The 18,220-nt window shown below is 68.9% G+C and carries 15 protein-coding genes and 1 pseudogene; 4 read left to right on the top strand and 12 right to left on the bottom strand.

Features of this window, described 5'->3' with window-relative positions; genetic code table 11:
* Window positions 1–2: 2 nt before the first annotated feature.
* Window positions 3–5,513 (bottom strand): carboxyl transferase domain-containing protein, encoded by a 5,511-nt coding sequence (locus QM728_RS10520; protein ID WP_415032884.1) that lies wholly within the window; start codon window positions 5,511–5,513, stop codon window positions 3–5.
* A 177-nt stretch (window positions 5,514–5,690) separates the two neighbouring features.
* Here QM728_RS10520 and QM728_RS10515 point away from each other — a divergent pair, with 177 nt between their 5' ends.
* Window positions 5,691–6,266 (top strand): nucleosidase, encoded by a 576-nt coding sequence (locus QM728_RS10515; protein ID WP_415031962.1) that lies wholly within the window; start codon window positions 5,691–5,693, stop codon window positions 6,264–6,266.
* A gap of 4 nt (window positions 6,267–6,270) precedes the next feature.
* On the opposite strand, the gene QM728_RS10510 is transcribed toward QM728_RS10515, so the two are convergent.
* The 3 genes from QM728_RS10510 to QM728_RS10500 all read right to left on the bottom strand — a co-directional run bounded on the left by QM728_RS10510 (window position 6,271) and on the right by QM728_RS10500 (window position 8,955).
* Window positions 6,271–7,176: a DUF6542 domain-containing protein gene (locus QM728_RS10510; protein WP_415031961.1), complete on the bottom strand. Its 906-nt coding sequence runs from the start codon at window positions 7,174–7,176 to the stop codon at window positions 6,271–6,273.
* Window positions 7,177–7,240: 64 nt separating this feature from the next.
* Window positions 7,241–8,401: a DNA recombination protein RmuC gene (locus QM728_RS10505; RefSeq protein WP_415031960.1), complete on the bottom strand. Its 1,161-nt coding sequence runs from the start codon at window positions 8,399–8,401 to the stop codon at window positions 7,241–7,243.
* Between the two features lie 35 nt (window positions 8,402–8,436).
* A complete protein-coding gene (locus QM728_RS10500) occupies window positions 8,437–8,955 on the bottom strand; it encodes a methylated-DNA--[protein]-cysteine S-methyltransferase (protein WP_415031959.1) in 519 nt (172 codons plus the stop codon).
* A gap of 101 nt (window positions 8,956–9,056) precedes the next feature.
* Here QM728_RS10500 and QM728_RS10495 point away from each other — a divergent pair, with 101 nt between their 5' ends.
* A complete protein-coding gene (locus QM728_RS10495; RefSeq protein WP_415031958.1) occupies window positions 9,057–10,304 on the top strand; it encodes an AI-2E family transporter in 1,248 nt (415 codons plus the stop codon).
* Here QM728_RS10495 and QM728_RS10490 read toward each other — a convergent pair.
* The 5 genes from QM728_RS10490 to QM728_RS10470 are packed head-to-tail and all read right to left on the bottom strand — an operon-like array spanning window position 10,301 to window position 13,686.
* Entirely contained in the window at window positions 10,301–10,897 is a 597-nt protein-coding gene (locus QM728_RS10490) for a TetR family transcriptional regulator (RefSeq protein ID WP_415031957.1), read from the bottom strand. The two genes, QM728_RS10495 and QM728_RS10490, sit on opposite strands and share 4 nt — an antisense overlap.
* Window positions 10,894–12,081 (bottom strand): NAD(P)/FAD-dependent oxidoreductase, encoded by a 1,188-nt coding sequence (locus tag QM728_RS10485; RefSeq protein WP_415031956.1) that lies wholly within the window; start codon window positions 12,079–12,081, stop codon window positions 10,894–10,896. The genes QM728_RS10490 and QM728_RS10485 overlap by 4 nt, the downstream gene beginning before the upstream one ends.
* The gene (locus tag QM728_RS10480; protein ID WP_415031955.1) at window positions 12,078–12,257 is read right to left on the bottom strand and encodes a rubredoxin; all 180 of its coding nucleotides are present in this window, start codon (window positions 12,255–12,257) and stop codon (window positions 12,078–12,080) included. Before QM728_RS10480 ends, QM728_RS10485 begins: the two co-directional genes overlap by 4 nt.
* Window positions 12,258–12,259: 2 nt before the next feature.
* Window positions 12,260–12,421 carry a rubredoxin gene (locus QM728_RS10475; RefSeq protein ID WP_415031954.1) on the bottom strand — a complete coding sequence of 54 codons (162 nt, stop codon included), beginning with the start codon at window positions 12,419–12,421 and terminating at the stop codon, window positions 12,260–12,262.
* A complete protein-coding gene (locus QM728_RS10470) occupies window positions 12,418–13,686 on the bottom strand; it encodes an alkane 1-monooxygenase (protein WP_415031953.1) in 1,269 nt (422 codons plus the stop codon). The genes QM728_RS10475 and QM728_RS10470 overlap by 4 nt, the downstream gene beginning before the upstream one ends.
* A 212-nt stretch (window positions 13,687–13,898) precedes the next feature.
* On the opposite strand from QM728_RS10470, the gene QM728_RS10465 reads away from it, so the two are divergent.
* Window positions 13,899–14,807, top strand: coding sequence for a methylenetetrahydrofolate reductase (locus QM728_RS10465; RefSeq protein ID WP_415031952.1), 909 nt, complete (start codon window positions 13,899–13,901; stop codon window positions 14,805–14,807).
* A gap of 13 nt (window positions 14,808–14,820) precedes the next feature.
* On the opposite strand, the gene QM728_RS10460 is transcribed toward QM728_RS10465, so the two are convergent.
* A complete protein-coding gene (locus QM728_RS10460; RefSeq protein ID WP_415031951.1) occupies window positions 14,821–15,249 on the bottom strand; it encodes a hypothetical protein in 429 nt (142 codons plus the stop codon).
* 92 nt (window positions 15,250–15,341) lie between these two features.
* Here QM728_RS10460 and ychF point away from each other — a divergent pair, with 92 nt between their 5' ends.
* Window positions 15,342–16,421 carry a redox-regulated ATPase YchF gene (gene ychF, locus QM728_RS10455; RefSeq protein ID WP_415031950.1) on the top strand — a complete coding sequence of 360 codons (1,080 nt, stop codon included), beginning with the start codon at window positions 15,342–15,344 and terminating at the stop codon, window positions 16,419–16,421.
* Between the two features lie 144 nt (window positions 16,422–16,565).
* Here the strand turns inward: ychF and QM728_RS10450 are convergent.
* Window positions 16,566–16,991: pseudogene (locus tag QM728_RS10450) on the bottom strand (GNAT family N-acetyltransferase); the annotation flags it as partial.
* A gap of 116 nt (window positions 16,992–17,107) precedes the next feature.
* A complete protein-coding gene (locus QM728_RS10445; RefSeq protein ID WP_415032883.1) occupies window positions 17,108–18,160 on the bottom strand; it encodes a DUF6670 family protein in 1,053 nt (350 codons plus the stop codon).
* Window positions 18,161–18,220 lie beyond the last annotated feature (60 nt).

Here is an 18,220-nt window from a genome sequence, read left to right as displayed (position 1 = left end):
GGCTACTTCGCCTTCTTCTTGGCGGCGTTCTTGGCGGCCGCCTTCTTCGTCGGCTTCGCGGCGCCCTTGCGCATCGACGCGATGATCTGCGGGCGCAGCTCGGCCGCCTTGATGACGGCGTCGGCCGAGCCGACCTCCACCGCGCGCTCGATGTTGTGAATCGCGTCGAACTCGGTGGCGATCTCGGAGATCTTCTCTGCGCGGACCGCTGCCCGCATCTCGTCGAGCTCGGCGGCCAGCGACGCGCGATCGGCACCGGTGGCCGCGGCGACCCGCTCCTCGAGTTCCTCGACGCGGGCGTCCTTCGCGGTCCGCGAGCGGACCTCGCCGGCGAACACGACGGCCGCCGCGGGGGCGCCGCCCAGCACCGACGCGAACGAGCCCTCGAGGGCGAGCACCGTCATGTTCGGGTTGAGCGCCTTGGAGAAGACCACGAAAGCGCCGCCGTGGTAGCGGGAGATGACGCAGAAGACGATCGGACCGTCGAAGTTGACGATCGCTCGGCCGATCTCGGCGCCGTACTCGAGCTGCAGCTTGCGCAGTGACTCCGGGGAGCCGTCGAAGCCGGACAGGTTGGCCAGCACGACGACCGGACGGTTGCCGCTCGCCGCGTTGATCGCACGGGCCGCCTTCTTCGACGACTGCGGGAACAGGGTGCCGGCGGTGAAGGTGTCCGGGCCGTCGCTGGGGATGAACCCGCGGCGGGGGACCGGCTTGGACTCGATACCGATGAGCGACACCGGGGTACCGCCGATGTGCGCCTCCTGCACGACCGTGTTCTCCGCCTCGGCCATGCCGGCCCACCGCTCCAGGACCGGCTGGTCCTGGTCGGCGACGGCGCGCATGACGGTCCGGATGTCGAAGGGCTTCTTGCGGTCCGGGTTCTTGTCGGCGGAGAAGATCTCGCCGACCGTGGCGAACTCGCTGCCCTCGACGTCGTGCGGGTAGTCGGAGATGTCGCGGTCGACCGGGTCGGTGGACTCGGCGGCGCGCGGCGCCTGCTCGCCGGGTGCGACGTAGCTGTGCTCGTAGTAGTTCATCAGGATGTCGCGCGCGGACGGCAGGTCCGGCGCCCAGTACTGCGACTCGCCGTTCGGACCCATGACGCGGTCGTAGCCGCCGATGCCGAAGTTGTCCTCGGCGGAGACGCCGCCGGAGAAGTCCAGCGCGTTCTTGCCGGTCAGCACCATGGCCGAATCGGGCGTCATGATCAAGATGCCCTTGGTGTGCATGAGCATGGTCGCCTCGGCGTTCCAGTACGCCTGGCCGCCGACGTTGATGCCGGTGACGACGATGTTGATCTCGTGACCGTCCTGGGTGAACTCGACGATCCGCTTCAGGGCGGCGGCCACCCAGTCGAGGTTCTCGGTGCCGGAGTTCATCTCGACGGCCGCGCCGGAGGACAGGGCGTACCACTCCAGCGGCAGGCCCTCCCGCTCGGCGAAGTCCATCGCGGCGATCAGGCGCCGGCACTCGGGCTCCTTGAGCGAGCCGAGGGCCTTGGTCGGGTCACTCAGCAGGATGACGCGCTTGACGCCCTCCGGGTACTTCGGCGACGGCGTCGAGATGGTGCCGACGACGACGGCCGCGGTGTTCTCGCCCTTGGGGCGCTCGACCGGGACCAGGTTGTTCTTCGCGTCGAGGTCGTACTCGGTGAAGTCGCCGAGCATTTCGGTGAGCTCGTACGGGTACATCGTGCCGCGGCTGTGCGCGCGCAGCACCTTCTGGCGGTACTCGTCGAGCGGCTCGACGGCGTCGTCGGAGGGATCGCCGACGGTGATCTGCAGCTCGCCGGCGGCGTCGCGCGTGACGTGTGCGGCGATCTTGCGCAGTTCGCCGGTCTTCTTGTCGCGCTGTCGGCCGATGAGGAGGATCTCCTCGAGCCCGGCGCCCTCGGTGGAGACCGAGTTGGCCAACGTGTGCTCGACGACGTAGCGGAACTGGTTCTGCGACACGTCGATCGGCGGCCAGATGTACATGACGATCTGGTTGGTGTTGAACCGCTTGTTGCGCGGACGCTGTGCCTGTGCGCGACGGATGGAGTCGACGCAGGTCGCGAAGTTCGACTCGGCCGTCGGCAGCGTGATCAGCTTGCCGTCCTCCTCGCCGACCGCCGTCAGGTCGCGGATCTGGGTGAACGCGACCAGGCGGTCGTCGGCGGGGTTGGTCTTGGCGACGCAGCGGTAGAGGTAGACCTCTTCGTCCGACGACGGCAGGCGCGTGAGGTCGAACTTGCGCCACCGTTCCATCTGCATGCGCTGCGCGATGAACGGGTGCAGGCCGCGGATCAGGCGGTCCTCGGTCATCCCGGTCGCCGACGGGCGGAAGGTGAAGTGGTGGTGCATCGTGTCGCCGGTGCCGGCCACGGTGATCGTGACGCGGTGGACCTGGCTCGGGAGCAGGCGCGAGGCGACGATGTCGTGCAGGGCGTCGGCCATCGCGTCGATGTTGTCCGGCTGGTCGTCCCAGCTGACGTAGATGTCGGCGTCGATCGACGACGTCCCGTCGGCCAGCTCGGCCAGGCCGAGGACGGCCTTGTCGAGTCCGGCGAATCCGGTGGCCACCGACACCAGTGCCGATCCACGGCGCTGCGCGGTGACGAAGGTGCAGCCGGCGGCCTTGACTGCCTGGACCTCGGCGAGGTCCTTGTTGCCGTAGTAGCGGCGGGTGAGGACCTCGAGCAGCACCGTCGAGTCCTCGCCGTCGCCGACGAGGCGCTCGCCCAGCAGGCTGACCAGCGGCTCGGTGCTGCTGACCATCTTGGCGATGTGCTCGTCGCGGTCGTCCGCGGTCGGGTTTGCGTCGAGGTAGTCCAGGTGGTCGCGGATCTCGGAGTAGACGTCCTCGCGCTGACGCAGCAGGCGGGGGGCGCCGAACCAGGCGTGCAGCACGCCGCGGGCGAGGTCGGCGATCGCCGGGATGCGGACCTGGGTCGCCGAGACGAGGCGCTCGAGCGCCGAGCCGACCGGGTCGGCCAGCTCCTCGCCCGGGATGGGCTCGCGCAGCCACAGGCGCAGCAACGCGGTGATCACCGGCGCCGTCTCCTCCTGGCGCTGCAGCGCCAGGAAGGCGCGGAACACGGCTCCCTCGAGGTCGGGGGTGCGTTCCAGGTCGGTGATGCCGTAGTGGCCCAGCGCGTAGTCCAGACGCGTCTGGAAGCTCTCCGGGATCGCCGACACCTCGACGTCGAGGCTCTGCAGGTAGGTGTGGAAGTGCTCACGGGCGCTGTGCACGCGCTCGTTGCTGGTGTCGTCGTCGCGGGGGCGGACGCGGGCGAGTTCGGCCAGGTCGGCGAAGACGTCGATCAGTTCGACTTCCTGCGCGAGCGGCGGACCGGCGGCCTCGACGACCTCGCGCCGCGAGGCCAGGTAGTCCTCGAGCAGGTTGCGGTCCTCGTCGGGGTTGACGTCGAAGCCCAGCAGCAGGCTGCGCAGCTCCTCGCGGTCGCGATCGGCGCGCTCGGCCGGCTCGACGTCGGTCGGCGCCTCGGGCAGATCGAGAACGGCCACTTCTTCGGATGCGCCGTCGGACTCGTCGGCGTCCTCCAACGGCTCCAGGCGCAGCAGCGGCGCACCGGCCTCCACCTGGATGCCGGCGGTCACCTCCGACTCCTTGAGGCGGGCGCGGAACGGTGCGCGCAGCACCGTCTCCATCTTCATGCTCTCCAGGACCAGGATCGGGTCGCCGGCCTGGACTTCCTGGCCCACCTCGACCGGTGTGGCGATGACTAGCGCGGGAGCCGGAGCGCGCACGATGCCGCCCTCGTCGCGGCTCACGCGGTGGGTGACGCCTTCGACGTCGACCAGCGAGATCGGGCCGTGGGTGTCGGTGAGCAGCCGGTAGCGGGTGCCGTTGACGGTCATCTGCGCGGCGTGGTCGTCGAACCGCTCCAACTCGACGTCGGCGGTGCGAACGTTGCCCCCCGCCTCGATCACGATGCGGAAGCGGCGGCCGCCGATCCGTGCCACGCGCACCCGGTACGCGGCGCCGCGCAGCTTGAAGTCCAGCGGACGGCCGCTCTCGTGGTGGACCTGGGGGCGGCCGCCGTTGGCGGTGGCCAGCAGGCGGTTGAGCTCGGCGATCTCCGATTCCTCATAGGCGTCGATGGCCGCGGCGGCCAGCGCGATGGAGGAGTGCTCGTGCGAGACGAGGCGGCCCTCGTCGCGGACGCGGTCGATCCAGCCGGTGTCGGCGCTGCCGTCGATGACCTCCGGCTCGCCGAGAAGGTCGAGGACGAAGCTCTTGTTGGTGGCGCCGCCCTCGATGATCACGCCGGTCTGCGCCATGGCGCGGCGCAGGCGGCCGAGCGCCTGGTCGCGGTCGCTGCCGTAGGCGATGATCTTCGCGATCATCGAGTCGAAGTCGGCGGGGATGGTGTCGCCCTCGCTGACGCCGGTGTCGACGCGGATACCGGGACCGGTCGGCAGGTCGAGTCGGGCGATCTTTCCGGGGCTGGGCGCGAAATCGCGGTCCGGGTCCTCGGCGTTGAGGCGGGCCTCGACGGCGTGGCCGCGCTCGACCGGCTTCTTGCCGGTCAGCTTGCCGCCGGAGGCGACGTGGATCTGGGCGCGCACCAGGTCGAAGTCGTTGGTGACCTCGGTGATGGGGTGCTCGACCTGCAGGCGGGTGTTCACCTCGAGGAAGGCGAACATCTTGTCGCCGGGGTGGTACAGGAACTCGACGGTCGCCGCGCCCTGGTAGCCGACCTTCACGGCCAGCCGCTCGGCCGACGCCTTGACCTCCTCGACCTCCTCCTTGTTGAGGACGGGCGAGGCGGACTCCTCGATGATCTTCTGGTTGCGGCGCTGCACCGAGCAGTCGCGCACGCCCAGGGCCCACGCCTTCTGCCCGTCGGAGATCACCTGGACCTCGACGTGGCGGGCGCCGGTCACCAGGCGCTCGAGGAAGACCACGCCGCTGCCGAAGGCGCGCTCGGCCTCGTCGCGGGTGCGCTGGTACGCGTCGACCAGGTCGGCCTCGTCGTCGACGCGGCGGATGCCGCGGCCGCCGCCGCCGGCGGTCGCCTTCAGCATCAACGGGTAGCCGATGCTCTTGGCGGCCTTCTTGGCCTCTTCCTCGGTCTCCACCTCGCCGCGGCTCCACGGGGCGACGGGCACACCGACTTCCTCGGCGATCAGCTTGGCGCCGATCTTGTCGCCCAGCTTGCGCATCGCCTCGGGCGACGGGCCGATGAAGGTGATGCCGATCTTGTCGCACAGCTCGGCGAAGGCCGGGTCCTCGGCGACGAAGCCCCAACCGACCCACGCCGCGTCGGCGCCGGACTCGCGCAGCGCTTGCTCGAGGATCTCAAGGTTGATGTACGGCCGGTTCGCCGCCGGGCCGAGGTCGATCGCCAGGTCGGCTTCACGCACGAACGTCGCGGTGCGGTCGACGTCGGTGTAGAGCGCGACGGTTTGCACGTTCTGCCCGGTCTCGGCGTTGAGGTCCCGAACGGCGTTGATCAGCCGCATGGCGGCCTCACCCCGGTTGACTATGGCGATGCGGCGAAACATTCGGTCCTTCGGCGTCGGGCCGCTCATTCGGGCGGCGTGGGCGGAAGCTCGCGCGGTGCCGACCCGGGCTGCCGGATTTGGGCACACGAAGCAGTTCGGAGCTGGCCCGAACTATGCGTTCATCGTAGGGGTATCGCCATCGGGGGATACACCTACTCTCACGTAACCTCATCCAACGTGACGAAGGCAACTGTCTACTCGCCAGTATTGGTGGTTTCGGCGACGAAAGCCGAGGCGGCCCACGTCCCGACGGGGACCCGGCTGCTCATCACGGGCCTGGGCAAGGTGACCGCAGCACTGGCCCTGGCGAGGGTGTTGGCCGCCGCCGAGCACGGCGGCGAGCCGCCCGTCGAGACGGTGGTGAACATCGGAACCGCCGGGGCGCTGCACGATCGGCGCAGCGGGCTGTTCCTGCCGTCGCGGGTCATCGAGCACGATCTGGACGCCGACGTCCTCGCCGACCTGGGCTACCCGGTGCGGGCGGCATGGGATATCGCCGGCGGCGACGGCACGGTGCTCGCGACGGGGGACACCTTCGTCAACGATTCACGGCGACGCGCGGAGTTGGCGTCGGTCGCCGACCTCGTCGACATGGAAGGCGCGGCACTGGCGCGGGTGGCCGCCGACTTCGGCGTGCCGCTGCGGCTGGTGAAGGTCGTCAGCGACTCCGCCGACGAGAGCGCGAACGATTGGCCGGCGCAGGTCGATGCGGCCGCCCGCAAGCTGGGGCGGTGGGTGGCGCAGGCCCGGTAGCTGGCTAGAAGCCGTCGTCGTCGAGTGGGGGCGGTGCGGCGCGGCGACGACCGGCCTGCGGGGGCGGCGTCGTCTTGCGGGCCGGGCGCACGGCCGGCTGTGCCGGACCGCGCTCCGGGCGGACGTTGCGCGCCGCCGGTCCGGCAGCGGGGCGACGGGGCTGGCCCTGTGCCTGCGCGGCGCCGGCCGGGCGGCGGTTGAGACCGCCGCTGGGCACGACGGTCGGCGCGGCACGCGTGGCCGACGCGGCCGGCTGGCCGGGGCGGCGGCGCTGGGCGGCCGCCTCCGCCTGGGCGGCGGCACGGCTGGCCCGCACGGCGGCCGATTCGGGGCGAGCGGGGCGCGGCTGCTGCGCCGGCTGGTGCGGTCGTCCGGGCGCCGGTTTGACGGCGGCCTTCTTGGCCGCGGCCTTCTTCTCCTTCGCCTTGGCGGCGAGTTCCTGACGGGCCTTCCGGAGCCGCCGCAAGCGCACCAGCACGACCGTCAGCACGGCCAGGAAGGTGAACAGGATGACGGGGAAGTCGTTGGAGAAGGTGAAGATCTGCTTGATCAGCAGCGAGTTGAGCTCGGGGACGTGCGCACTAGTGAACAGGCCCTTGATCTTGACGCCGATCACGCGGGCGAAAACCAGGCCGATCGCGACCAGCGGCGGCTGAACCGCAGCGGTGAACAGCGCCTTGTTGCAGACCGCCAGCGCGGCGATCAGGCAACCGACGGCGAACAGGACCTGCCGGGCGTGCAGGCCGTCGCCGATGCCGAAGAGGCGGGCGGCGATCGAGTCCAGTGCGATCCCGGCCAACGAGAACCCGAAGGCGATGAGGACCGCACCCCACCACGGCACACCGCGCCGGTTGGCAGCGACAGACTGCTCGGCGAGTGGCACGTCGGATTGGGCTTGCAGGAAACGCACGTCTCAACGGTACCGGGTCGACCCCCGATTACCGGTAACCCACCACGCGGGCGGGTGTCGAGCCTCACGTCGACGGCGACGTGCCCGTGGCGGTCCGTCGGACCTCGGTGGTGACGAGCCGGGGCGGCTCCGGCGGGTCTGCCGAGCCGAACACCTCCAGCTCGCTCAGCTTCCGCGCGGTCACGCCGAGACGCGACTCGACGGTGCCCACCGTGGCGTTGTAGGACTCGACGGCCTTGCCCAGGCTCGCGCCGAGTCGGTCGAGGTGCGACAGCACGCCGCCGAGCCGACCGGCCAGTTCCTTGCCGAGGGCGTGGATGGTCTGCGCGTCCTCGGCGATCGACTGCTGCTGCCAACCGAGGGCCACGGCGCGGAGCAGGGCCACCAGTGACGACGGCGTCGCCAGCACGACGTTGCGGGAGAAGGCGTACTCGAAGATCTCCGGGTTCGCCCGGGCCGCGGCCTCCAGGATCGGATCGCCCGGCAGGAACATCACCACCATCTCCGGGCTCGGGTCGAAGGCGGCCCAGTACGACTTGGCGCCGAGCGCGGCGATGTGGGACTTCACCGCCCGCGCGTGATCGGCGAGCAGCTGTTCGTGGTCGGCGTCCGACGCGGCCAGCGCGTCCAGATAGGCGTGCAACGGCACCTTGGCGTCGACGACCAGATGGCGGTCGCCGGCGAGGTGCACGACCAGGTCGGGGCGCACCGACGAGCCGTCGTCAGACTCGACGTGGACCTGCGTGGAGAAATCGCAGTGCTTGGTCATGCCCGCCAGCTCGACCACGCGCTCGAGCTGCATCTCGCCCCACCGGCCGCGCAGGTGCGGCGTGTGCAGCGCATTGGTCAGGGCCTGGGTCTGCGTGCCGAGGCGGTGGGACGCCTGCTGCATGTCGCGCACCTGGGCGGTGAGCCCGGCGTAGGCACCGATCCGGTCCCGCTCGGTGCGCTGCACCTGCTCGGCCAGACGATGCAGGGATTCGTTGAGCGGCCCGACGACGTGGTGCACCGACGCCCCGATGGCCGCCGACTGCCGTCGGGCGGCGTCCTCGCTGGCCGACGCGAGTGCGCGCGAGGCGAGATCCGCCGATTCGCGCACCGCTTGTGCTTCGGCGCGTGCCGCGGCAAGAGCGGGTGCCAGCCGGGACGCCTGGAAGCTCCACCCGACGGCGAAGCCGGTGAGCAGCGCCAGGCAGACGAGCGCGATGACGATGGAGGTGGTCATGCCCCGATCGTCGCAGTCACCTCTGACATTGGCGGTCAGCGCGCCTCGTGATCGAGCAGCCACCGCTTGCGCTCGACGCCGTAGCGGAATCCGCCGATCTTCCCGCGCGCGTTAAGAATCCGGTGGCACGGGACGAACAGGACGGCGGCGTTGCGGGAACATGCCGCTCCGGCCGCGCGCACCGCCTGACCGTTGCCGGCGAGTTCGGCCACCTCGGTGTAGGTGCGCGTATCGCCGGGGCCGATCGAGCGCATCACCTGCCACGCCTGCTCCAGGAACGGTCCGCCCGACTGGGCGACGGCTACGCCGCCGAGCACCGCCGGCTCACCGTCGTAATACGCCTGGACGGCCGCGCGCAGGCGCTTGCGCTGCTCGCCGGTCGACTTCTTGAGGCCGTCGGCGCGCAGCGCGGGGTGGATCAGCGCCATCAGGTAGTCCGGGTCGTCGGTCCAGCCCGACGCCAGCACGGTCCCGTCGTCGCGGTGGATCAGGGTGAATCTCCCGTTCGGCGTCGGCATCGTCAGGTGGGCGGCCTTGGTCTGCGTGCTGGTCATCGTCGTCTCCTCGGTTGTCGGTGCGGTAATAACTCAGACGCACCGGACCGGCTCAACGGTTCCCTCACGTGCGCGGCGGTCTCGTGTGTGACAATTTCGCGGTGACTGAAAAAGCCGCCTCCACCGCCAAGCGCGACGACGTCGAATCGACGCCCGTCCAGCGCGATCGCCTCCACGTCGCCGGCGACTGGTTGGCCAGCGCCGCACGCGTGTCGCTGCAGATCATCTGCGTCGCCGTCCTGCTGTGGGGCCTGGCCAAGGTCCTGGGCAAGATCCAGTCCATCCTGATGCCGATCGCCCTGGCACTGCTGATCGCGACGGTGCTCTGGCCCGCGGTCGGCTGGCTGCGCCGTCGGGGCTTCCCGGACTCGCTCGCGGCAGCGCTCATGACCATCACCGGCGTCGCCGCGGTCGTCGGGATCGTCGCCGGGATCGTGCCGTCGGTGATGCAGCAGTCCAAGGGGCTGGGCCAGAAGGCGATCGACGGCGGCAAGAAGGCACTCGAGTGGTTGCACGGCCCGCCGTTCAACGTCGAGCAGAAGGAGCTCGACAACTTCATCCAGACGATCACCAAGAAGCTCGAGGGGAGCGCCGGTCAGATCGCGCAGACGGCGATGAGCGGCGTATCCACGCTGACGTCTTCGCTGCTGTCGGTGTTCACCATCCTCTTCCTGGTGTTCTTCTTCCTCAAGGACGGCCCCAAGTTCTTGCCGTGGCTGCGCTCGACGTCGGGCACCCGGGCCGGTGACCACCTGGCCGAGCTTCTCGCGCGGATCTGGAACACGCTGTCGGGATTCATCCGCACGCAGGCCATCGTGAGCTTCATCGACGCGTTCTTCATCGGTGCCGCACTGTTCTTCCTCGGCGTTCCGTTGTGGTTCCCGCTGACGGTGATCACCTTCGTCGCGGGCTTCATCCCCATCGTCGGTGCCGTCGTCGCCGGCATTCTGGCGGTGTTGATCGCGCTGGTCGGCAAGTCGTGGATCGCGGCGCTGATCATGCTCGGCGTGATCCTGCTGGTGCAGCAGATCGAGGGCAACGTCCTGCAGCCGATGCTGCAGGCGAAGGTCATGGAGCTGCACGCCGCGATCGTGCTGCTGGCCGTCATGCTGGGCTCGGACCTCGCCGGCATCCCCGGAGCGTTCCTGGCGGTGCCGGTGGCAGCGACGGTCGCGGTGATCTTCCGCTACGCCAACGAACAGCTGGCGCGCAAGGCGGCGGAGGAATCACCGCCGGACGAGGACGCCGACCGCAAACCGAAGTCGAAGGGACGCGCCGCAGCGCAGGCGAAGGCCGCCGCGGCGAAGGTGAAGGCCAAGACCGCGGGTGCCGCACGGGCGAAAGCCTAGGTTCGGGCCGCCTCAATGGCGGGACCGATGATCGAGGCGAGGTCGGCGGCGACGTCCCGGTCGCCCTCCGGCGGCATGGTCACGTAGCTCATCGCCATGCGAGTCAGGGCGCGTGAGATGCGCAGGGCGTCGTCGGGCGGCAGCGACAGCCACGTCGAGTCGGCCAGTGCCTGCAGCAGGATGTCGGACGCGGTGGTGATCAGCGGTCCGGCGTCGGTGGTCACGATCTTGAGCAGATCCGGCTTGGCCTCGCCGGCCAGCAGGGAGGCGATCAGCGGGTCGACGGCGACGCCGGTGAAGAACTCGCCGAACCCCTCGTGCAGGGCGCCTTCGACGTCGCCGACGTGCTTGGCGAGCTGATCGGCGACGATCGACGCCAGCTGGGCGGTCAACCGTTCGGCGTAGGCCTGTGCGAGCCCGTAGCGGGTGCCGAACTCGTTGTAGACGGTCTGACGGCTGACCCCTGCCGCCGAGGCGACGTCGGACATGCGCACCTGCGACCAGTCCTTCTCGACCAGCAGCTCGCGCAAGCCGTCGAGCAGGGAGTTGCGCAGCAGCGAGCGGCTCGCCTGCGCGTACGACTGGACGGTCATGTGCCGACCTTACTGCCGATGGCCTCGTCGATCTCGGTGCGCAACGCTCGGCCCGCCGCGGCTCGGCCCAGGCAGACGGCGCCGATGAGGGTGTCCCCCTGGAAGCAGCGCACGGTGGCGTCGAAAGCGTCGATGTCGCCGTCGACCTCGGTGCGGTCCGCCGATCCGGGCCAGCCGACCAGCTGGATGTTCTTGCCGTGCTGGATCGTCCAGGCGAGTGGGATGCGGGGGACGGGCGCGGCCGCCGACGTGTCCAGGCCGAGGTCGGCCGCGATCGTCGTCGCGACCAGCTTGCCGTGCTCGGTGGCGGTCATCCACTGCTCGGCGCGCGACGGTTCGCCGGTGATCGGATGCGGTCGCGCGGCGACGTCGCCCGCGGCGTAGACGCCGGCCACGTCGGTGCGCAGCTCGTCGTCGACGACGATGCCGGCCGGCCCGACCGCGGCCCCGACGCTCTCCGCGAGGCCGGTGTCGGGGGTCATGCCGATCGCGGCGATGACGGTGCCCGTGTGCACGCCGTCGGCTGTGGTGACGGTGTCGGGGGTGGCCGAGGCAACGTCGACGCCGGTGACGATGTCCACGCCGTTGGCGCGGTGCAGGTCGGCGATGGCGGTGGCGACGTCGTCGGGCAGGACGCGGGTCAGCACCGCGGGCGCGGCCTCGAGCACGGTCACCGACTCGGCCGTTGCGGCGGCCGACGCGGCGATCTCCAGTCCGATGAGACCGCCGCCGACGATGACGACCGGCTTGCCGTCGAGTGCCCGCTGCAGTTCGACGGCCTCGTCGTGCCGGCGCAGCGTCGGCACCGCGGCGTCGACTGCTGCCACCGAGCGCGGCCGGCCCCCGGTGGCCAGCACGAGGGCGTCGTAGTCGAAGCGGCGACCGTCGGCGCAGACGACCCCTCGACCGTCGGCGTCGATGTGCTCGACCGTGGTGCCGGTGACGATCGCGATGTCGCGCTCATCCCAGAACTCGGGCTTGCGCAGTCGGATCTTGTCGTGGGACAGGTCGGCGCCGCACAGGTCCTTGCTCAGCGCGGTGCGCCGATAGGGCAGGTGCGGTTCGTCGCCGATGACGGTGACCGGACCGGTGTACCCCAGTGATCGGAGGGTCTCGGCGGCGGTGATGCCGGCGATCCCGCTGCCGACGATCACCACCCCGGCCGACCCCGGATCGGTGCTCACGGGCGGGCCACCTCGACCATGGTGAAGTCGCTCTTGGCGGCTCCGCAGTCCGGGCAGCTCCAATCGTCGGGGATGTCGTCCCAGCGGGTGCCCGGCTCGATGCCGTCCTCGGGCCAGCCGAGCTCCTCGTCGTACTCGAAGCCGCACTGTTCACAGCGGTAGAGCTTGAAATCCATGGTCAGACTCCTTCGAAGTCGATCTTCTCGCGGACGCCGCAGTCGGGGCAGGCCCAGTCGTCGGGAACGTCGGCCCAGGCGGTGCCGGCCGGGAAGCCCTCGCGGGGGTCGCCGGCGGCCTCGTCGTAGGTGTACTCGCAGACCGGGCAGCGGTAGGCGCTCATGCGGCGGCCCCGTGCTTGGCGAGGACCTTCTCCCGCTTGTTCGGCTGGATGTTGGCCTTGGTGATGTCGCCGTCGTAGTGCTCGAGGACGCGGTGGTCCATCACCTTGCGCCACAGCGGCGGGACGTAGGCCAGGGTGATCATGCTGGCGTAGCCGCTGGGGAGGTTGGGCGCCTCGTCGAAGCTCCGCAGCACCTGGTAGCGGCGCGTCGGGTTGGCGTGGTGATCACTGTGCCGCTGCAGGTGGTACAGGAAGATGTTGGTGCAGATGTGGTCGGAGTTCCAGCTGTGCTGCGGCGTGCAGCGCTCGTAGCGACCGCTCGCGGTCTTCTGGCGCAGCAAACCGTAGTGCTCGAGGTAGTTGACCGTCTCGAGCAGGGAGAAGCCGTAGATGGCCTGGATGATCATGAACGGCAGGATCTTGATGCCGAACAGGGCGAGCATCGCGCCCCACAGGACGATCGAGAAGGCCCAGGCGTTGAGCACGTCGTTGCTGGGGTGCCAGAACGACTTGCCGGCGCGGTCGAGGCGCTTGCGCTCGAGCTCGATGGACGACTTCAGGCTGCCCCACACGCTGCGCGGGAGGAAGCGCCAGAACGACTCGCCGTAGCGGGAGGTGGCCGGGTCTTCCGGGGTCGCGACGCGGACGTGGTGGCCGCGGTTGTGCTCGATGTAGAAGTGGCCGTAGAAGGTCTGGGCCAGGGCCACCTTCGACGCCCAGCGCTCGAGGCTCTCCTTCTTGTGGCCGAGTTCGTGGGCGGTGTTGATGCCGATGCCGCCCATGACGCCGACCGAGATGGCCAGGCCGATCTTCGAGATCAGGCTCAGGCCGTTGTCGTAGCCGAGCCAGGACAGGTCGCCGGCCGACCACAGGTAGCCGGCGGTGAACAGGCTGGCGATCTGGAACGGCACGTACGCGTAGATGCAGTAGCGGTAGTACTTGTCCTTCTCCAACTGCTCGATGATCTCGTCGGGCGGGTTGGAGCCGTCCGGGCCGAAGAACACGTCCAGGATCGGCAGGAGGCCGTACACCAGGATCGGGCCGATCCAGAACAGGACACCCGACAGCGTCGCGAGCACGTTCAACACCGGGTTGTCGAAGTGCGCGGCGATCGCGTGAACGCCGGCGATCAGGGCGAGTGCGACGAAGATCGCGGTGGCCGGGATCAGGCCCAGGAGCCAGAGGTAGCGCTTCTTGTCGCGCCAGGCCATCGGGTCGGGGATGTCGTCGTGCGAGGTGTCGCGACGGATGGACGATGTGGTCATCGAAGACCTCCTTGCTGAGTCGGACTGTGACTGCTGCCACTAGACATTAGGGGAAGTCCTGTCGAATGTCTATACATACGCACTGATTTGTAAAGCAGCAGGCCGTGCGATGCGGTTTTGCCGACCGGGCTTCTATACGATGTCGACACGTATGTGCTGCTCATCGGCGTGATCGTCGCCGGGCACCGGAAATGTGGAAGCGGGGAGAACGCGTGGGACTGGCCGAGCGGATTGCCGAGCGCGGCGACGGGGTGCTGTTGTTCAGCCTCACCCCGCCGCGGTCGTCGACGACCCCGGAGGACGCCCAGCGCATCGCCGACATCACCCTCGACCGCCTGGACTCGCTCGACCTCGACGGGCTGATCCTCTACGACATCGACGACGAGAGCGACCGCAATCCCGTCGAGCGGCCCTTCCCGTATCTGCCGACGATGGATCCGGCCTCGTTCCTGTCCGATCACCTGACCAGGTGGCGACGCCCGGTCGTCGTCTACCGCTGCGTCGGGAAGTACGACGAGGAGTCGATGGAGCGCTGGCTCGCCGCGCAGGACCCTGGCAAGGTGCTCAGCGTCTTCGTCGGGGCGTCGACGAGCGGCAAGGAGCGCGCGCTCGAACTGCCGGCCGCGCAGAAGCTGCACGCCGAGGTGAATCCGAAGCTGCAGTTGGGCGGCGTCGCGATTCCGGAGCGCCATTCGCGCTCGGGCTCCGAGCACCACCGGATGGTCGCGAAGCAGCAGGCGGGGGTGTCGTTCTTCGTCACCCAGGTCGTCTACGACGTCTCGGCGGCGAAGTCGATGCTCTCGGACTACTTCTACGCGTGCGAGGAGGCCGGGATCGCGCCGGTCCCGGTGATCTTCACGTTGTCGGTGTGCGGCTCGATGAAGACCGTCGAATTCCTGGAGTGGCTGGGCGTCGACGTCCCGCGCTGGATGCGCAACGACCTGGCCCACGCCGACGATCCGTTGACCGTCTCGCTGAATCAGTGTTTGGCCGCGGCCGCCGAACTGGCCGCCTTCGCGCGACGACTGGGCACGCCGCACGGGTTCAACGTCGAAAGCGTGTCCAACCGACGCCGCGAGATCGAGGCGTCGGTTGAACTCGCTTCCACGCTGCGGGGCTAGCCGCCCCGGTTGGTTACTTGTCCTTGTCGGACTTGGTGGACTTCTTCTTGGCGGCCGGCTTCTCGGCCTTCTCCGACTCGGCCGTGGGCCAGTCGTCGAGCGCGTCGATCGGGATGCCGTAGGGCAGGAACCGCACGCGGCGGGTGCCGTCGTTGGTCTGCTGGTTGGCGCGCAGGGCCTCGATCTCGGTGGCGAACACCTGCTCGACCTGGGCCTTCTTGCCGACCTTGCCGATGATCGCCCAGACGCCGTTGCCGGCCTCGGCCGCGGTCTCGGGCTCGGGGTGCGGGCGCTTGCGGGTCTGGGTGAACGGCGCGCCGAACGCGGCGCCCTGGCCACCGAGCATGTCCGAGAACATGTTCCGCAGGTTCTCGCCGGCTTCGCGCGCAAAGCGATCGAAGTCGTCGGAGTTCATGCCGAAGGGGTTGTCATTGAATCCCATGGGGTTCTCCTTTAAGAATCCGGGCTGGTGAACTGCTCAACGTGCGGTCCGCCGAGTTTGTTCCGGGGGTGTGCCCGATAGACTGACGACCCGTGAGTCTCACCCTCGGAATCGTCGGACTGCCCAACGTCGGCAAGTCCACCCTGTTCAACGCGCTGACGCGCAACGACGTGCTCGCCGCGAACTACCCGTTCGCGACGATCGAGCCGAATATCGGCGTGGTCGAGCTGCCCGACAAGCGCCTCGAGCGGCTCGCCGAGATTTTCGGGAGTGAGCGGATCCTCCCCGCCACGGTGTCGTTCGTCGACATCGCCGGCATCGTCAAGGGCGCCTCCGAGGGCGAGGGCATGGGCAACCAGTTCCTCGCCAACATCCGTGAGGCCGACGCCATCTGCCAGGTTGTGCGCGTCTTCGCCGACGATGACGTCGTGCACGTCGACGGCCGCGTCGATCCCAAGTCCGACATCGAGGTCATCGAGACCGAGCTGATTCTCGCCGACCTGCAGACGCTGGAAAAGGCGATCCCGCGGCTGGAGAAGGACGCGCGCAAGAACAAGGACCTCGCCGAGACGCTGGCGGCCGCGCAGAAGGCGCAGGAGCTGTTGAACGACGGCAAGACGCTGTTCTCGGCGAAGGACTCCTTCGACCTGTCGTCGGTGCGCGAGCTGCACCTGCTGACCGCCAAGCCGTTCCTCTACGTGTTCAACTCCGACGAGGGTGTGCTCACCGACGACGCGAAGAAGCAGGAGCTGCGCGACGCCGTCGCTCCGGCGGACTGCATCTTCCTCGACGCCAAGGTCGAGAGCGAGCTGCTCGAGCTCGACGAGGAGGACGCGCAGGAGCTGCTGGACTCGATCGGACAGGACGAGCCCGGGCTGCGGTCGTTGGCGCGCGCCGGCTTCCACACGCTGGGCCTGCAGACCTATCTGACCGCGGGTCCGAAGGAGTCGCGCGCCTGGACGATCCACCAGGGCGACACCGCTCCCAAGGCCGCCGGAGTCATCCACACCGACTTCGAGAAGGGCTTCATCAAGGCCGAGGTCGTCTCCTTCGACGACCTCGACGCCGCCGGGTCGATGGCCGACGCCAAGGCCGCCGGCAAGGTCCGCATGGAGGGCAAGGACTACGTCATGGCTGACGGCGACGTCGTGGAGTTCCGGTTTAACGTGTAGCCAGCGGCTTCCGCCCCCAAAGTGAGGTTCTCGTCGACTTGCTACGGCTTGATCAGGCTGTAGACGTACATGTCTCGGCGTGCCGGACCCACCTGCTGCCAGCTCCGGAGGAGTCCTTCGCGCACGAAGCCGCCTCCACGAGGCTGCGTTGGCAGGTTCGACGTGCAACTCGAGACGTGCGACGTCGGGAAACGTGAGTGCCCAGTCGCTCAAGCACTGCAGGGCCGCGTTCGCGTACCCGTGGCCCCGCGCGCTTTCGACGATCCAGTAGCCGGTGCTGGCGCGACCCCGGTCAATGTTCTGTGTCCACAGACCGATCTGTCCCACGGCACAATCCTCCGCGGCAGTGGCGATACAGAATGAGTATCCGATTCCTTCAGCGCGGCGGTCACGCTGACGCCGCAGGTATGCAAGCGCGTCATCAGTGTCGCCGTGAGCGGTAACGGTCGTGATCAACGGGATCAAGGCATCTCTGCCGGCCTCGACTACGAGCGGTGCATCGGTGTCGCGAAACGCCCGCAGCCGGATCGGAGGGTTCTCTAAGGTAGGGAGGTCAGTGGGCAGAGCCATCTCGCAAGGGTATTCCGTGTCACGCACGTTCTGTTCGCAGAGGTTGTTCCGTGGCGGAACGGCGTCGAGTTCCGGTTCAACGTGTAGCCGCTTGTTCGACGGAACGATTCGGTCGGTCAGCGACACCAGTTCGGACGCGGCTCGTCGCGGGTGTCGATCCACTCGATGTAGCCGCTGCCGTCGACGGTATCGGAGAACACCTCTCCGGTGTACGAGTAGGCACTGACGTAGCCGCGGCCGTGTCCGGACCGCCACGGCGCATCGGGGGTTCCTTCGAGGTTGAGGATCTCCGTGCCGCCGTCGCGGACCAGCCACCGGAAGCGGGTCGGCACGCGCATGGCCCGGCCCTGCGAATCGACCAACGGATCGCCGTAGTCGAGAACCTCGAAGGAGACATCGTCGAAGACGCGGGCCGGTTCGCCAAGGGTCCGGAGATGGACCAGGAGGCACGCGATGCTGTCGCGCGCACCGACGCACGTCAGCAGCAGTTGGCGCTGCTCGTCGAGCTGAATGATCTGGTAGGTGAAAAAGTCACCTGGCAGCTTGAGCGCCGTCGGCATAGGTTGGCGCACCACGCTCTGCGGGGTCATCGCCTGCGCGTACTCGAAGGTGCCCAGTCCGCTGATCTCGGTGGTGCCCCGCTCATCGGTGAGGGTTCCGCGGAACGGTGCGAGCAGACTGAGGTGGTCGTAGACCGGGGTGCGAACAAAGTACGAGACCTCGTCGGTGATGGTCGAGGTGAAATCGACGCTGAATCCCGGATAGCTGCCGACCACGTGCGCAGTGTCCCCGGCGACGTCGATCGTCAGGTCGTCACCCCAGCGCAGATGCGAACCGTCGTCGGCGAACTCGCAGTCGACGGCCGTGTCGTAGGCCTTGAAGAAGTTCTCGCCGTTGTACGCGGTGGACGAGAACACCGTGGTGGTGTTGCGGGCGTCGGCGGCGGCGTTCTCGTCGGTGTCGAACATCTCGACGCCGGGTGCGCCGATCAGGGTCATCGTGTTCAGGTATCGATACGGCTCGGGCAGCAGCGGTAGGAACACTCCGTAGTGCACCATTGACCATCGGCGCTGGCCGTTGTGCGGCACCATCGCCGGCTTTCCCGTGTACGGCGCGACGGAGCCCGTGAGCCGGGAATCGAGCAGCGGGAGCGCTCCGCCGGTGATCATTCTGGCCAGGAGTCGCGACGGTGTCTTGCTCACTCAGTCGTCGGAGTCGTCGGGGAATCC

It is taken from the genome of Gordonia sp. (in: high G+C Gram-positive bacteria) (assembly GCF_047602025.1).
Lineage (GTDB): Bacteria > Actinomycetota > Actinomycetes > Mycobacteriales > Mycobacteriaceae > Gordonia.
The sequence above is the reverse complement of the archived record's forward strand: the minus strand, read 5'-3'. Positions and strand labels throughout refer to the sequence as shown.

What these genes read in the sequence shown, in the direction of transcription:
- QM728_RS10500 (WP_415031959.1), bottom strand. Translation starts at nt 8,955, where the DNA reads ATGACCAGCACGCAGACCAAGGCCGCCCACCTGACGATGCCGACGCCG.
- QM728_RS10505 (WP_415031960.1), bottom strand. Translation starts at nt 8,401, where the DNA reads ATGACCACCTCCATCGTCATCGCGCTCGTCTGCCTGGCGCTGCTCACC.
- QM728_RS10470 (WP_415031953.1), bottom strand. Translation starts at nt 13,686, where the DNA reads ATGACCACATCGTCCATCCGTCGCGACACCTCGCACGACGACATCCCC.
- QM728_RS10475 (WP_415031954.1), bottom strand. Translation starts at nt 12,421, where the DNA reads ATGAGCGCCTACCGCTGCCCGGTCTGCGAGTACACCTACGACGAGGCC.
- QM728_RS10480 (WP_415031955.1), bottom strand. Translation starts at nt 12,257, where the DNA reads ATGGATTTCAAGCTCTACCGCTGTGAACAGTGCGGCTTCGAGTACGAC.
- QM728_RS10520 (WP_415032884.1), bottom strand. Translation starts at nt 5,513, where the DNA reads ATGTTTCGCCGCATCGCCATAGTCAACCGGGGTGAGGCCGCCATGCGG.
- QM728_RS10445 (WP_415032883.1), bottom strand. Translation starts at nt 18,160, where the DNA reads ATGATCACCGGCGGAGCGCTCCCGCTGCTCGATTCCCGGCTCACGGGC.
- QM728_RS10460 (WP_415031951.1), bottom strand. Translation starts at nt 15,249, where the DNA reads ATGGGATTCAATGACAACCCCTTCGGCATGAACTCCGACGACTTCGAT.
- QM728_RS10490 (WP_415031957.1), bottom strand. Translation starts at nt 10,897, where the DNA reads ATGACCGTCCAGTCGTACGCGCAGGCGAGCCGCTCGCTGCTGCGCAAC.